This window comes from Sneathiella sp. HT1-7 (assembly GCF_020731145.1).
Classification (GTDB): Bacteria; Pseudomonadota; Alphaproteobacteria; order Sneathiellales; family Sneathiellaceae; genus Sneathiella.
The window spans coordinates 702,417-717,183 of sequence record NZ_JAJFZN010000003.1 but is presented as its reverse complement, the minus strand read 5'-3'; the positions used below and the strand labels follow the sequence as shown (position 1 = coordinate 717,183).

At 54.1% G+C, this 14,767-nt stretch carries 15 protein-coding genes; 10 read left to right on the top strand and 5 right to left on the bottom strand.

Annotated features, from left to right (window positions below; all coding sequences use genetic code 11):
• Positions 1-118: 118 nt before the first annotated feature.
• Together LKE13_RS13125 and denD are read left to right on the top strand one after the other, a co-directional pair.
• Positions 119-1,174 (top strand): hypothetical protein, encoded by a 1,056-nt coding sequence (locus tag LKE13_RS13125; RefSeq protein ID WP_227951828.1) that lies wholly within the window; start codon positions 119-121, stop codon positions 1,172-1,174.
• Entirely contained in the window at positions 1,171-2,160 is a 990-nt protein-coding gene (gene denD, locus LKE13_RS13120) for a D-erythronate dehydrogenase (protein ID WP_227951827.1), read from the top strand. Before LKE13_RS13125 ends, denD begins: the two co-directional genes overlap by 4 nt.
• Here denD and mtnA read toward each other — a convergent pair.
• Positions 2,157-3,248, bottom strand: coding sequence for an S-methyl-5-thioribose-1-phosphate isomerase (mtnA, locus tag LKE13_RS13115; protein WP_227951826.1), 1,092 nt, complete (start codon positions 3,246-3,248; stop codon positions 2,157-2,159). The two genes, denD and mtnA, sit on opposite strands and share 4 nt — an antisense overlap.
• A gap of 115 nt (positions 3,249-3,363) precedes the next feature.
• Here mtnA and LKE13_RS13110 point away from each other — a divergent pair, with 115 nt between their 5' ends.
• On the top strand, positions 3,364-4,473 hold the full coding sequence (locus tag LKE13_RS13110; RefSeq protein ID WP_227951825.1) for an S-(hydroxymethyl)glutathione dehydrogenase/class III alcohol dehydrogenase: 1,110 nt from the start codon (positions 3,364-3,366) through the stop codon (positions 4,471-4,473).
• 11 nt (positions 4,474-4,484) lie between these two features.
• A complete protein-coding gene (gene fghA / locus LKE13_RS13105; protein WP_227951824.1) occupies positions 4,485-5,324 on the top strand; it encodes an S-formylglutathione hydrolase in 840 nt (279 codons plus the stop codon).
• On the opposite strand, the gene LKE13_RS13100 is transcribed toward fghA, so the two are convergent.
• Genes LKE13_RS13100 through LKE13_RS13090 form a run of 3 tightly spaced genes read right to left on the bottom strand, consistent with a single transcriptional unit; the run spans position 5,321 to position 8,067 of the window.
• The gene (locus LKE13_RS13100) at positions 5,321-6,109 is read right to left on the bottom strand and encodes an alpha/beta fold hydrolase (protein WP_227951823.1); all 789 of its coding nucleotides are present in this window, start codon (positions 6,107-6,109) and stop codon (positions 5,321-5,323) included. The two genes, fghA and LKE13_RS13100, sit on opposite strands and share 4 nt — an antisense overlap.
• Before the next feature lie 36 nt (positions 6,110-6,145).
• Positions 6,146-6,883, bottom strand: coding sequence for an isochorismatase family protein (locus tag LKE13_RS13095; protein ID WP_227951822.1), 738 nt, complete (start codon positions 6,881-6,883; stop codon positions 6,146-6,148).
• A gap of 14 nt (positions 6,884-6,897) precedes the next feature.
• A complete protein-coding gene (locus LKE13_RS13090; protein ID WP_227951821.1) occupies positions 6,898-8,067 on the bottom strand; it encodes a substrate-binding protein in 1,170 nt (389 codons plus the stop codon).
• Positions 8,068-8,316: 249 nt separating this feature from the next.
• On the opposite strand from LKE13_RS13090, the gene LKE13_RS13085 reads away from it, so the two are divergent.
• The 6 genes from LKE13_RS13085 (at position 8,317) to LKE13_RS13060 (ending at position 13,130) form a co-directional block, all read left to right on the top strand.
• Positions 8,317-9,036, top strand: coding sequence for an ATP-binding cassette domain-containing protein (locus tag LKE13_RS13085; protein WP_227951820.1), 720 nt, complete (start codon positions 8,317-8,319; stop codon positions 9,034-9,036).
• Positions 9,029-9,730, top strand: a complete 702-nt coding sequence (locus LKE13_RS13080) for an ABC transporter ATP-binding protein (RefSeq protein ID WP_227951819.1) — start codon at positions 9,029-9,031, stop codon at positions 9,728-9,730. The genes LKE13_RS13085 and LKE13_RS13080 overlap by 8 nt, the downstream gene beginning before the upstream one ends.
• An 11-nt stretch (positions 9,731-9,741) precedes the next feature.
• Positions 9,742-10,602 carry a branched-chain amino acid ABC transporter permease gene (locus LKE13_RS13075; protein ID WP_227951818.1) on the top strand — a complete coding sequence of 287 codons (861 nt, stop codon included), beginning with the start codon at positions 9,742-9,744 and terminating at the stop codon, positions 10,600-10,602.
• Positions 10,592-11,566, top strand: a complete 975-nt coding sequence (locus LKE13_RS13070; RefSeq protein WP_227951817.1) for a branched-chain amino acid ABC transporter permease — start codon at positions 10,592-10,594, stop codon at positions 11,564-11,566. Before LKE13_RS13075 ends, LKE13_RS13070 begins: the two co-directional genes overlap by 11 nt.
• A gap of 125 nt (positions 11,567-11,691) precedes the next feature.
• Positions 11,692-12,372: a uracil-DNA glycosylase gene (gene ung, locus LKE13_RS13065; RefSeq protein ID WP_227951816.1), complete on the top strand. Its 681-nt coding sequence runs from the start codon at positions 11,692-11,694 to the stop codon at positions 12,370-12,372.
• Positions 12,373-12,374: 2 nt separating this feature from the next.
• Positions 12,375-13,130 carry a glycerophosphoryl diester phosphodiesterase gene (locus LKE13_RS13060; protein WP_227951815.1) on the top strand — a complete coding sequence of 252 codons (756 nt, stop codon included), beginning with the start codon at positions 12,375-12,377 and terminating at the stop codon, positions 13,128-13,130.
• A gap of 6 nt (positions 13,131-13,136) precedes the next feature.
• Here the strand turns inward: LKE13_RS13060 and LKE13_RS13055 are convergent, their stop codons facing one another.
• Positions 13,137-14,762, bottom strand: coding sequence for a Na/Pi cotransporter family protein (locus LKE13_RS13055; protein ID WP_227951814.1), 1,626 nt, complete (start codon positions 14,760-14,762; stop codon positions 13,137-13,139).
• Between the last annotated feature and the right edge of the window lie 5 nt (positions 14,763-14,767).

Genomic DNA, 14,767 nt, shown 5'->3' with positions numbered 1-14,767 from the left:
TTTTTCAAATTATTTTGTATCATAACGAATGCAGAAGCAGGGCTGACGAAAAGAAACGGTCGATGTATACTTTCCCCATCAAGAACAATAACAATACAATTAAATCGGGATGAAACTCATGTTGGACACTTCCACAAAACAGGGCCGATATTCTGCCGTCGCTTCCCTGTATCATGCCTATTTCACCGGGCTACTCCTCACCCTTGCACTCCGCAAGAGCCATGCAGCGGCTGGCGACCTCAGTTTTCATGTTTTTCGCCGTCAACATCATGAAAAATTTCTCTCAAGTTTTGAGAAATTGGGACTATCTGACCTGCCCGATGCTGTCGCATGCGCGCAGTATCATTATCTTTCCAACGGAGTTGGCGGCGTTCCGGTCGAGTATATGTATGAAAGCGACGACAAGGCCTGGGTCCATTTCTGCCATCCCCGCTGGATCTATGACGGCGCGGCGATCTGCGGCGTCCCCCTTGAGGTCAACCACGGATACTTAAAAGGCTGGTACGCACAGAATGGCGTGAGCTTGAAAAATCCGCGCCTCGGTTTCGTCTGCACATCGCAGGATATGGATGGTCAGTACGGTATGGCCGGATATTTCAAGGTGCACACTCATGACCTTGCGCCGGAGGAACGGTTGCAGTTTGCCCCGGGAGAAATTGCGCCCCCCTTCGATCCATCCGCCGCGCCAACCTTGGATACCTCCGCCTGGCCGGAAGAAAGATTGAAGAAAGCTAACCGTAATTATTCCATGGAGTATGTAAAAAACGCCTTCATTGTTCTTGGCGATATGTACGGCCCGCTAGAGGCTACTGCTTTCGGCGGCATCACCGCGCAGCTAGTTGGCAAGCAGTTCTATCGGCAGACCGCCGATACACTCGGTATCACCGGCGATAATATCGAAGCCTTCGCCCGTTATCTCGCCGGGATGATTGATGGTCATGATGACGAAGTGGAAATGATAAAGGACGGCGATGCCTTCCACGTTCGCCAGAAAGGCTGGCGCCTGATGCGCGGCACTGGTCCCCATCCCGCCAGCGTCTTTGAAAGCTGGAACCAGCTTTGGCAAGGTGCCCTTGCCGTGCATAACCGCAATCTCGTACTCGAAGTGCTGCAGCGGCAAGATTATGGCGACGAGTGCTTTGAATGGCGCATCCGGGAAAGGAAATCCTCATGAAGATTGTTATCACTGGCGGTGCGGGCTTTCTCGGCAAGCGACTCGCGAAAGCCTTGCTTGCACGCGAAAGCCTAACCGGCCCGGATGGCGTGACCAAGAAGATTAAGGAGTTGGTCCTTTTCGATATTGCGCCGGGTATCGATCTTGAAGATGACCGGCTTCGTTATATCTCCGGCGATATTTCGGATAGCGAGACGGTTAAAAAGCTAATTGACGAAAATACCGCCAGTATCTTCCATCTCGCCGCAGTCGTGAGTGCGCAAGCAGAAGAAGATTTCGATCTCGGGTTCCGCATTAATCTCAATGGCACCTATCATGTACTGGAGGCCGCGCGCGCCCTCCCCCATGCACCGAAACTGCTATTTACAAGTTCCATTGCGACTTACGGTGGAGACCTCCCAGATGTTGTAGCCGATGAAACGGCGCAGATGCCGCAAACCTCCTACGGAACCGCAAAGGTTATGGGAGAGTTGCTGGTGCAGGACTATAGCCGCAAGGGTTATATTGACGGGCGGTCACTCCGCCTGCCGACCATTTCCGTACGCACCGGCCTTCCCAACAAGGCGGCATCAACATGGGCAAGTTCCATGATCCGGGAGCCACTTTGTGGCCGGGATGCGATCTGCCCGGTTAGCGAAACAACGCCGATGGCCTGCATGTCACCGACAAAAATCATCGGCGCCCTTATCCATGCGCATGACCTCCCCGCCGACGCCTTCGGGGCGACACGTTCCCTTCTTCTTCCCGGGATATCGATCACCGCAGGGGAAATGGCGGCAGCGGTGGAGCGACACAAGGGCAACCGCAAAATCGGCAAGATACTCTGGCAACCCGACCCCGCTATTCAAAAAATCGTTGACGGTTGGCCCCGGGCAACCCATTCGGCGCGCGCCGAATACCTCGGCTTTGAAAAAGACAACAACCTAGACGATATGATTCATGGCTTTATCGAGGAAGACCTCGAGGATCAACTTACCTTATATTAGAGACGCCGGTAAAGCCGCGCTAGGCCTTCTTTCGAAGCTTCCGCGACGCCGCGTTCGGTAATCAAGCCCGTCACCAGCCGCGCCGGGGTTACATCAAAGGCATAGTTGGCAGACGAACTCTCCTCTGGCAATATCCGCACTTCGCTCACCTGCCCGGCGCTATCCTTCCCCTGAATATAATCCACCTCGTGGCTGTCGCGGATCTCAATCGGGATATCCTTCACCCCGTCATCAATTTCCCAGTCGATGGTTGGACCCGGCAGCGCCACATAAAAGGGCACATTGTTATCCTTCGCCGCGAGTGCCTTCAGGTAAGTGCCGATCTTATTGCAAACATCCCCCGCAGCCGTCGTCCGGTCTGTCCCGGTGATACAAAGATCCACCTCCCCATGCTGCATCAGATGCCCGCCGACATTATCGACAACAAGCGTATGATCAACCCCATGCTTGCCAAGCTCCCAGCAAGTGAGATGCGCGCCCTGATTACGCGGACGTGTCTCGTCCACCCAGACATGGACGGGGATGCCCTTGTTATGCGCCTTATAGATCGGCGAGAGCGCGGTCCCCCAATCTACGGTCGCGAGCCAGCCCGCATTGCAATGGGTGAGGATGTTGACAACGCCTGTCTTGCCCTTTTCCTCCCAGATTGTCTCGATCACGCCAAGACCATGATCGCCGATGGCGCTGTTGATGGCGACATCCTCATCACAGATTTGCGCCGCCTTCTCATAGGCAGCCGAGACTCTCTCGATTTCAGGGAGCGGGAGGAGCAGGTCCTGCATCTCCCGGATGGCCCATCGCAGATTGACTGCCGTCGGCCGCGTCGCAATCAGGACATCGCTTATTTTCTGGAGTGCCGCATCGCTCGCATCTTCGCGCAAGCCAAGACAGGCACCGTAGGCGGCTGTCGCCCCGATAAGCGGTGCACCCCGCACCAGCATCGCCTTGATCGCATGGGCAGCCTGATCTAGGGTGGTCAACCGTTCAACCTTGAATTCATGAGGTAATCGCGTCTGGTCGATAATATCAACGGACCAGCCATCTTCATTCAACCAGATACTGCGAAATGGCATTCCATCGACTTTCATCTACTGTCTCCCGATCAAAATTGGAGCGTAAAGTTTAACCGGAAAAGCCTTGCTTCGTCAGCCCTAAATCTGCAAACTCCGGGCAATAACAAGCACATCAGCAAGGAAAAGACAAATGGACGTTAAAGCAGCGGTCGCCCATAAAGCCGGAGCCCCTCTCACGATCGAAACTGTTACTCTCGATGGCCCGCGCGAGGGCGAGGTTCTGGTCGAGATCAAGGCGAGCGGCCTTTGTCATACAGACGCGTTTACGCTCTCGGGCGACGATCCGGAAGGCATTTTCCCCGCCATTCTCGGCCATGAGGGCGCGGGCGTTGTTGTCGATGTCGGGCCCGGCGTCACGTCCCTCAAGAAGGGTGATCATGTCATTCCACTCTATACCCCCGAATGTCGCCAATGCGACTATTGCACCAGCGGCAAGACCAACCTCTGCCAGGCAATCCGCGTGACGCAAGGCCAAGGCCTGATGCCAGATGGAACCAGCCGCTTCAAGATCAATGGGGAGAAGGTCTTTCATTACATGGGCTGCTCGACCTTTGCCAACTACACGGTCGTGCCTGAAATAGCCCTCGCAAAAATCCGCGAAGATGCGCCGTTTGACAAGGTCTGCTACATCGGCTGCGGCGTCACCACCGGGATCGGTGCAGTCATCAACACCGCGAAGGTAAAGCCCGGCGATAATGTCGTCGTCTTCGGCCTTGGTGGCATTGGCCTCAATGTCATTCAGGGCGCGCGGCTTGCCGGTGCGGACATGATTGTCGGCGTCGATCTCAACCCGGCCCGCAAGGAGCTGGGCGAGAAATTCGGCATGACTCATTTCGTCAATCCCAAAGAGATCGAGGGGGATATTGTTCCCTATCTTGTCGACCTGACCAAGGGCGGTGCGGATTACTCCTTCGAGTGCATCGGTAATGTCAATGTCATGCGGCAGGCGCTTGAATGCTGCCATAAGGGCTGGGGCGAGAGCATCATCATCGGCGTCGCGGGCGCGGGTCAGGAAATCTCCACCCGGCCGTTCCAGTTGGTGACCGGTCGCGTCTGGAAAGGCACGGCCTTCGGCGGCGCGAAAGGCCGCACGGACGTTCCGAAAATCGTCGACTGGTATATGGATGGCAAGATCAATATCGATGACCTCATCACCCATGTCATGCCGGTCGAGAAAATCAACGAAGGCTTTGACCTGATGCATGAAGGCAAATCCATCCGCAGCGTCGTGACATTCTAAACAGAAAGACTATGGAAATTATTTCAGAACAGGCCTGTTTCGGCGGTACGCAAGGTTTCTATTCGCATCTTTCCTCCGTTACCGGGACAACCATGCGCTTCGCCGTTTATCAGCCTGCGCAAGCGCGCGGGATGAAGGTTCCGGTCCTCTATTACCTTGCCGGGCTTACCTGCACCGAGGAGACCGCGACCATCAAGGCGGGTGCACAACGGCTGGCGTCGGAGTTCGGCATAATGCTTGTCATGCCTGACACCAGCCCGCGTGGTGTGGGTCTGCCCGGAGAAGAAGATGACTGGGATTTTGGAACCGGCGCCGGATTTTATCTTGATGCGGTAAAGGAGCCCTGGGCCGACAGCTATCGGATGTACAGCTATATCCGGGACGAGCTACGCCTCCTGATCAACGAAAATTTCAACGCCGATATCGACCTGACCGGCATTTTCGGCCATTCGATGGGTGGGCATGGCGCACTCACCATCGCGCTTAAAAATCCGGACATCTATAAATCCGTCTCTGCCTTCGCACCGATTTCGTCGCCGATGCAATGTCCTTGGGGCCAAAAAGCCTTTACCGGATATCTAGGATCGGACAAGGCGAGCTGGATCGAGTATGACGCGGCGGAACTTGTGAAAAATGGCCACCGTACAACTCATATCCTGATCGATCAGGGGAAGGCCGATCAATTTCTGGAAGAGCAGCTAAAACCGGAAATATTCGAGGCCGCCTGCAAGGAGGCGGGACAACCCCTTACCTGCCGCCTGCATGACGGTTATGATCACAGCTACTACTTCATCCAGACATTTATGGAGGATCATATCCGCCATCATGTCTCTATCCTGAAGCAAAGCTAAACAGAAGCGAGATGTGCCCGGACATTTTGGTTGAACTCTTCGGGCTTATCGATGGCGAGCTGATGCGCCGCGTTGTCGATCACCACCAATCTTGATCCTTCAATCTGCCGGTGGATCAACTCCGATGAGCTGAGCGGCGTGCCCATATCCTCCCGTCCGACGATGACAAGAGTCTTTTTCTTGATCGCCGGAATGCGATCCCTGAGATCAATTCCCGCGATGGCGTGGCAGCAGCCGACATAACCATTGATGGAGGTATCGACGATCATTTTACGTACACGTTTGCCCAGTTCCGACCGGTCATCGAGCGGTCCTTCCACGAACCAGCGGGACATAGTCGGCTCGACTGTCGCTTCCAGCCCTTCTTCCGAGGCGAGGCGAATACGTTCCGGCCAAAGCGCCGCGGCGCCGTCCGGTAGCGCACAGAGAGAGCTTGAAATCACAAGGCTTGTCGTCCGTTCTGGGTAGCGAAGCGCAAATTCTTGCGCGATCATACCGCCGATGGAAAGACCAACGAAATGACTTTCCGTCACTCCATAAGCATCCTGTATCGCCGCCACGTCATCCGCCAGCATTTTAAAATCATAGGGTCCTTCAACGGGGGCGCTTTTGCCATGCCCGCGCAAAGAATAACGGAGCACGCGGTGATCTTTTTTTAGATCCTCTGCCAGTTCATCCCAGGCGGTCAGATCGCAGCAAAGCGAATGACTCATCGTGACGACAGGCGCGCCCTCCGGTCCCTCAATGCTGGTTTCAAATTCTATTCCGTTTGCCGTGATTGTCATGATCGCTCCCTTGTTATTATTTAACGGGCAAGATCATTATGTCGGAAGCGCCACCTTGTTGACAAGCTGCGCGCCACGACTTGCCATAAAATAAAGTCCCATATAATGTGTTACATCCTGCGGGTGGGCCGCAGTTGCCCCATAGCCAATCTCTTCCGCGACGCTGCGCGGCAGATCATAGGTCGAGCAGCCCTTGTCATAGACATGGATATCCTTGAGGCCCGGCATCATGTCATGGTTGCGGGCGCTCAGGCTAGTGAGCACGAAATCCATCACGCAAATATCGGTGCATATCCCGACGACGAGAAGATCTGTGATTCCGTGCGCCTTCACCCAGTCCGCCACCGCATTGGTCCCATCGGGGCGAGTTGCGCCAATGAACCCGTTGATGCAATCCTTTTTAACAAGCGTGGTATTGGCATCCTCTTCCAGCCATTTAAGTTCCGGCACCAGTTCCTCTTCCCCGGTCCCCTCTTCGCAATGCGGCGGATAGGGCGGTTCCGGCTTGCCCGGAGTATGGGTGTCGAGGAACGCGAGGATCGGCCAGCCCTGCGCCGTGAAATGCCGGGCGAGGCGGACCGTTTCCGATACCATTGTTGAGACCTGCTCATTCGGTGCCGGCGGCGCAAGTGCCCCGGCGCCGACGGTCGCGAACCCATTAACCTCATCGACGATCACGAGGCCGACCTTCCGCCCCTCGGCGGCGGGGTCGAATTCGGAAAAGCCGAGCGGCATGGTCGCCGCCAGTTCATTTGTGAGGTCACGGGTAGTCATGGTCTCTCCTTACCTTATCCGCACTGTGGGGCGGGCTCGATCACACCAAGTTTTTTCGCGATATTCAAGGTGCCGTTGCTCGTCCGGGCGATATACATATTCATCGCGACATGATGATCGTTCTCGGTAATCCGCGCAGGACCCGTCGGGATTTCAAATGACAACCCTGCCATGCCATCAATCATGGCTTCCTTGTCGATCTTGCCGGCCTTCTCCAACCCGCCTTTCAGCGCAATCAGGGAATTATAATGCGTCATCACATAGAAGGAGACAACGGCATCATCTCCGTTTGCTTTGCGAATTTTGGCGACAAAGTCCTGCACGCCCGGCTCTGGTGAGCGGGCTACGAACGGAACGCCCGCATACATCCCCTCGCCCTTGCCCTCACCGAAGGCGCCGAGATAGGTTTCCGCGAAGCCAAGAAAGGCAATCGTCATTTTCTTGGTAAGGCCGAATTCCTCCGCCTGCTTAATGAAGGTGATGCCATCGGCACCCGGCAGCGCGAAGAGGAGGATTTTCGCACCCGAATCCGCAATCTTGCGAATGATGGAAGAAAAATCCTTGACGCCAAAGGGGGTATATTCTTCGCCGACGGTTGTCCCGCCAATATCGCCGATAATTCCTTTTGCCGTTTTGAACATGTTCCGTGGCCAGACATAGTCTGCGCCGAACATATAATAGCTGTCCCCAAGTCCCTCTTCTTTCAGATACGGGATGAGCGGTGCCGTATCCTGGTTCGGCACGGTGTTAAAGGAAAAAAGATAGCGATTGCAGATACCACCTTCATAGTTGGTCGCATAAAGAAGCGGTGTCCGGCCCCGTTCCATCGTCGCCGCCATCGCATCACGACCGGCCGATGTGATCGGACCCGAGATGGCCATGACCTCATCCCGTTCGATCAGCTTTCTCGCTTTCTCAACCGAGGTTTTGGGGTCCGTCTTGCCATCTTCATAGAGCATTTCAACCTGATGGCCCATAATACCACCGCCCGCGTTGATTTCCGCAACCGCCAGATCGAGACCCATTTTCGCCTGATTACCGAAGAGTTCCAGACCGCCGGAGAAAGGCTGCACCGCGCCTATTTTAATGGACTTCCCGGCGGCAATGGCGGGCATGCCGATCGTGGAAGCCATTGCTGTCGCGCCCATCGCGCCCATGAATTTTCTTCTGGAAATCTCGATCATCGCTTTATCCTCGTAATCGTTAAAATACCGGGGTTCCGGCTTAACAAAACAGTTGTTTGTTAAATTGAATTGTGCATGGTTATGCCAGTTACCGTAAAAGAATCAAATAATTACCGATAAATATCGGCATTTTGCCCGGTTTTGAGAATAAAAAGCAAAAAATTCAAACGTACACATATTAAACTTTGTATGTGCACGTTCCTTATTTGTAAGTATGCATATGAAATAACCTGAATCGGCGAAACATGCATGTCTATCCTTGAATTGAAATCACTAAGCAAGTGTTTTGGCGGACTTCGTGCCGTCGATGATTTTACGCTTACTTTAGCGGAAGGGAGCCTGAATGCCCTCGTCGGGCCGAACGGCTGCGGGAAATCCACGCTATTCAACCTGATCACCGGATTAATGAGGCCCGATGCCGGCAAAATCCAATTCAAGGGTCAGAATATCACAGGCTGGCCACCGCATAAAATTGCCCGCCTTGGCATCGGCCGTAAGTTTCAAGTCCCCGCCATATTTGAAGAATTGTCGCTTCGGGAAAACTTGATTATTGCCGCCAGAAAGAACGAACAGAGAGCGGCCATTGATAACATTCTTGAGCAGATAAATCTGAGCAATGAGGCTCATATGCTAGCGGGAGAACTCGCCCATGGTCAGAAACAATGGCTTGAAATTGGATTGTTGCTGGCCCAGGCCCCGTCCCTCATTTTGCTCGATGAGCCGACCGCCGGCATGACAGCAGCAGAAACCCATGCGACTGCGGAACTGATCACCCGCATCAACCGGGAACGGTCCATGACGGTATTGGTGATTGAGCATGACATGGGCTTTATTGAGCATCTCGCCTGCCCGCTTCATGTCATGTCGAAGGGACAAATTCTGAAATCAGGGAATTTCAAAGTTATTCGCAATGACTCGGAGGTGAAGGCCCTCTATTTTGGCCAGTCGGAGGCGATGCCCGATGCTTGAGATACACAACCTTTCTTCAGGTTATGGCGACGCGATGGTGCTTCGTGATTTTTCCTGCCAGATTGACACCGGCAAGGTGACCGCCCTGATGGGCCGCAACGGCATGGGAAAAACAACGCTCGTGAAAACCATCATGGGACTAATCCGGGCAAAATCGGGCCGCATCATGTTTGATGGCACGGCCATAGAAAAGCAACCCACCCATCAGATTTCCCGGAACGGTATGGGTTATGTGCCGCAAGGCCGCGAAATTTTCGCCGATTTCACCGTTACGGAAAATCTGCGCCTTAGCCTTCTCGGCCATGAAGGCGGGAATGTTCTGACGCTTCAACAGATATATGACTGGTTTCCGATCCTGAAAGAACGGGCTGAGCAACGCGCGGGAACATTCTCGGGCGGGCAACAGCAAATCCTCGCCATTGCCCGATCTCTAATTGGCGGGCCGAAGATGTTGCTCCTCGATGAACCGACGGAAGGGATACAGCCCAGCATTGTCCATGAAATCGGCGTTCAGCTGAAACGCATCGCGCATGAGACAGGCCTCAGTATTCTGATCGTGGAACAGAATGTCGATATGGTGCGCACCCTCGCCGATGAGGTGCTGTTCATGGAAAACGGCGCAATACAGGAGCGCTGTGATATTAACGCAATGCGCGATGATGACAGCCTGTTGCATCGTTATCTGTCGGTTTAGGATTTTACTTTATGAGTGAATTTATTCCCATAATCCTCGACGTCAGTTCCTATATCCTAATTCTGGTGCTTGTCGCGCTTGGGTTAATGATCGTGTTTGGTATGATGGGTGTGATCAATATGGCCCATGGGGAGCTGTTTATGATCGGCGCCTATGTGATGGTGGCGGCCCAAAGTGTAGGGCTCCCCTTTCTCGCCGGAGTCATTCTCGCACCCATAGTTGTTGGATTCCTCGGCCTTCTGATCGAGACTGCTTTGATACGCCATATCTATCTCAGGCCCTTGGACACTATTTTAGCGACCTGGGGCCTGTCCATCGCGCTCAAACAGCTTGTCGTCCTCACTTTTGGACCGGAATCACACAGTGTCCCTCTGCCTATTGATGGCAGTCTTGAACTCGGTACGTTCAGCTATCCGCTTTATCGCCTGATCCTGATGGCAACATCCGTCCTTCTTATCGGCGGTACGTTCTGGCTATTTACCCGCACAAATTTCGGCCTGATGGCCCGCGCCGTGATTGCGCGGCCGGATACCGCTGCGACACTCGGTATCGATACGCGCCGAATGTACCGCTGGAGCTTTGTGATCGGTACCGCGCTCGCGGGGCTTGCCGGCGCGCTTGTTGCCCCCATCATCAGTGTCGATCCCCAAATGGGCTTGGGTTATCTGGTACCGGGTTTTCTCTCTATCCTTGTCGGTGGCGCAGGTCCACTCGCCGGGGTGTTGGTTGGAGGGACCGTTATCGGCGGGGTCAATAATCTTCTTGCTATCTGGATTTCACCGGTCGCCGCAATGATTACGGTCTATATCATCGCCATCCTCATCATCCGGCTCAAGCCCGAAGGTCTAATGGGAGGGCGCCGTGCGAAGTAACCTTCTTGCCCTTCTGGTTTTCGCCGCCCTCGCCGCCGCGCCAATCCTCATCGGCGGCTATTGGACGGGACAGCTCACCACGTATCTCGTCTATGGTCTGCTCGCCATGTCGCTTTCCCTGGTATGGGGTTATGGGGGTATTCTCTGTTTTGGACAGGCGATGTTCTTCGGTATCGGTGGTTATATCATGGCGGTACTGACCAAAGGGATGATTTTGCCGGAACTGACCAGCAGCTATCTTGGCCTGATTGCAGCCATGGCGGGCTCTGCCCTCTTCGCCCTCGCTCTCGGTTATTTTTTATTTGCGGGCCGAGGGATCAGCGGGGCCTATCTCGCCATTATCACCCTCGCCATGGCGCTGGTGCTGGAACGGTTGATGAATAACTGGTACGCGCTGGGCGGCTACAACGGCCTGCTCAATGTCCCGCCGATCAAGCTCACGTTTTTCGGCGCCAGTTTTGAACTTTGGGATCGAATGCCAACATTCTACGCCGTTCTTGCTGTTGTTGCCCTCGTCTATCTTCTTGTTAGCTGGCTGTTGAACTCCACCTATGGCCTGAAACTGACGGCAAACCGCACACATCCAGATCGGCTGGCGTCGCTTGGCTATAATGTGCTCATAATCCGGCTCTCTGTCTTCGCGCTGAGTGCCGCGATTGCCGGACTTGCAGGGGCCATCTTCGTCACCTTGGACGGGTTTGCCTCCCCCACCCTGATCGGTTTCACCCTCTCGACGGAGGCGTTGATCTGGGTCGCGATCGGAGGCAAGGAGATGCTGCTCGCAGCGTTTCTCGGCGCGATCCTTACCCGCACAGCAGAAAGCTGGCTTTCGGAAATCTTCGGAGATTACTGGATCCTGATTCTGGGGATCGCCTTTATGATCAGCGTCGTCCTTCTACCTAAGGGACTTCTCGCTACGCCCCTCGAAAAACTAACCCAAGGCAAAGGCAGAAAATCGCGCTAGATCATGGAGAAAGAGGGAAAATTCAGCCATAATTATTTTGCAATAATCCGGATTCATAATAAAACAATGAGAATTGTAATCAGAGATCCGGTTCCGGATCTTTCACAACAAATAGAGGGGCGGGTTTGAGCGACATAAAGCTGGAAAAAAGCTGGCTCGAGCAGTTAGGCCCAGAATTCAACAAACCCTACATGCGGAATTTGCGGGAATTTCTGGTGGCGGAAAAGGCAGCCGGAAAAGTTATTTTTCCACCAGGCGACAGTATATTTGCAGCCTTCAACCACACGCCCTTCGATCAGGTAAAACTTGTAATATTGGGGCAGGATCCCTACCACGGCCCCGGTCAGGCACATGGCCTCAGCTTCTCCGTTCCATCCGGTGTGCAGATCCCGCCGTCTCTTCGCAATATCTATAAGGAATTGAACCGGGACCTTGGCCTTCCCTCTCCGACGCAAGGCAATCTGGAGCATTGGGCCGATCAGGGAGTATTGCTCTTGAATGCCGTCCTCACCGTGGAGCAGGCGAAGGCCGGCGCACATCAGGGCAAGGGTTGGGAACAATTCACCGATGCCGCCATTGCCGCCCTCAATGAGAAACGCGAACATCTCGTCTTTCTTCTTTGGGGCAGTTATGCTCAGAAAAAGGGCAGCTTTATTGACCGGCAGAGACATTTGGTTCTACAGAGCTCACACCCATCCCCGCTGTCGGCGCATAGGGGCTTTATCGGTAACGGACATTTTTCAAAGGCCAATGAGTATCTTCGCCAGTGCGGTCAGACGCCAATCGACTGGTCGTTAAAGGAATAGAGATGATAAGCGCAGAAAAACTGTTTCAAAAGATGCCAAAAGTCGTCGGCCACCGTGGAGCCAGTGGGCACGCGCCCGAAAATACACTAGCCTCTCTTCGGAAAGCAGCAGAGCTCAGTACTTCCTTCGTTGAAATTGATGTAACGCTCACGCAGGACAACTCGGCCATTATCCAGCATGATGCCGACGTCCGCCGCTGTACAAACGGCAGCGGGCCAATCTTGCTTAAATCTCTGGAAGAGGTCCGCGCCCTCGATGCGGGTAGCTGGTTCTCACCGGAGTTCACAGGAGAACACATCCCGACCTTGAGAGAGGCAACAGACATATTGCAGGAACTCGGCCTTGGCCTCAATCTAGAGATCAAACCCACAGTTGGCTGGCAAATCCCAACAGCGGTACAGGTCGCTAAAGAACTACTTGATTACTGGCCGGAGGACCTACCGCTTCTGATCTCTTCTTTCGCCGTGGAATGCCTGATCGAGGTGCGAAAGCACCTCCCAGAAGTTCCGCTTGGTTATCTCACCTCCGCTATTCCTCCGGATTGGGAAAAGCGAATGAAAGAGTATGACTGCGCCTCCCTTCATTGTGAACGGCATTATGTGACGGAGGATCACATCAATGCCATCAGGAGCGCCGGATATCGTGTGCTTGTCTATACGGTTAACGATCCAGAGGAGGCGAAAAAGTTTCTCGGCTGGGGCGCCGATGCAGTAATCACAGACTTTCCTGACCGGATGCTTGGCCTGTTGAAAAGCTAAACCGGACTATTGTTCTTTCTGCCCCACGACCAGGTAGGCGATTGACGACAGAAGCGAGTTGATACGCCGCATATCACCGAGCAGACTCAGGTGAATGGCACTGGCTTCCTGATCGAGCATTTGATCGTTTCGAAGGCGACGAAGATGTTCATCCACCGCCCGCCGCTCCGCCATCCGAAAAGTCTGTTTATGCTGAATCAGGTTATTCGCGGTAACCGCATTTTCCGTCATTAGCACGCTGAAAGACATGCGGAGGTTACCCAATACCATATCCAGCAGACGCACCTCATCGCGCAAATCCTCATCTGAGAGGGCGGTCTGGTTTTTATGGACCGTCTCCACCAGCTCGAGCATATTCATCACCACAATATTGCTAATATGGTCAATGGCTGTCGTAAAATTCAAAATCTCGGTGCAACGTTTTTCATCCTGCTCATCGAGCGATTCCCGGCCCAGCTGAGTGAGATACGCCTTGATCGCGCCGTCAAATTCCTTGATCACATTGTTATCGTCACGGATTTGTCTGAGTAAATGCGCCTCTTTTCCGCCAAAAGTCTGGCGAAGTGAGCGGCACATTTTTTCCAGCACGTCCCCCATGCGCAATGTCTCTCTCACAGCATTTGCCATAGCAAGCTGCGGGCTTTCAAGTGCGGCCTTGTCGAGATATTGCGGCTGAGGCGTGTTGGTATCCTCCTCGACCTCGTCGGGAAGCAATCGCTCTGTCAAGCGGCCAAGCGGTCCGACAAATGGTAAGAAAAGCAGGGCGCATGTTAGGTTAATCAGGGTGTGGAAATTGACGATTTGACGTCCGGCGTCAGCCTCGAACGCGGCAAGTTGTGGTTCGATCAATCCAATAAACGGAATAATCGCAATAACAATGACCAATCGGCAGATAAGGTTGGCAAGCGGAGCCCGTCGCGCCGCCCTCTCTGCCTTTAGCGTCGCCATAATCGGCGGCACGGCCCCGCCAAGGTTTGCCCCGAGGACAATGGCATAGGCAACATCTATCGGGAAATGACCGCTCAGTGATAATGACAGCGCGAAAAGAACCGTCGCCAGAGAGGAATGGGCGATCAGGGTGATAATCGCCGCAATCAGCACGACCAGCACCGGCTCACCCGACAGAGAACTCAGAACGAACTGCGAGACGGAAGAATCGCGGATCGGTTCCGATGCAAGGGACAGCAATTTCAGGGCTGTGAGCATAATCCCAAGGCCCAACATGATCCGTCCGAGATTTTTGGCACGCGTCGCATTCGCCGTGGCATGCCGGACAAACCCGGCAAACAAAAATACCGGCGCAAGGAAAGAGAGATCGAGGCTGAGCAACTGGGCAACGAGGGTCGTCCCCACATCCGCACCAAGAATAATGGCAATAGCAGCAGTCGCGGGAAGCAAACCGCGGCCTGCGAAGGACGCTGTTAAAAGGGCCGTCGCGGTGCTGCTTTGCAACATCATTGTTACGGTCAAGCCACCAAAGAAAGCCCGGATACGGTTTTTGAGACAGAATTTAAGGAACAGGCCGAGTTCACGCCCAAAGGCGCGCATGACTCCCGTGCTGACCATGCGCAGGCCCCACAAGAGAAGGGCGACTCCGCCCAATAGATTGATGAGAACTACAGTTCCGTCCAAAACCT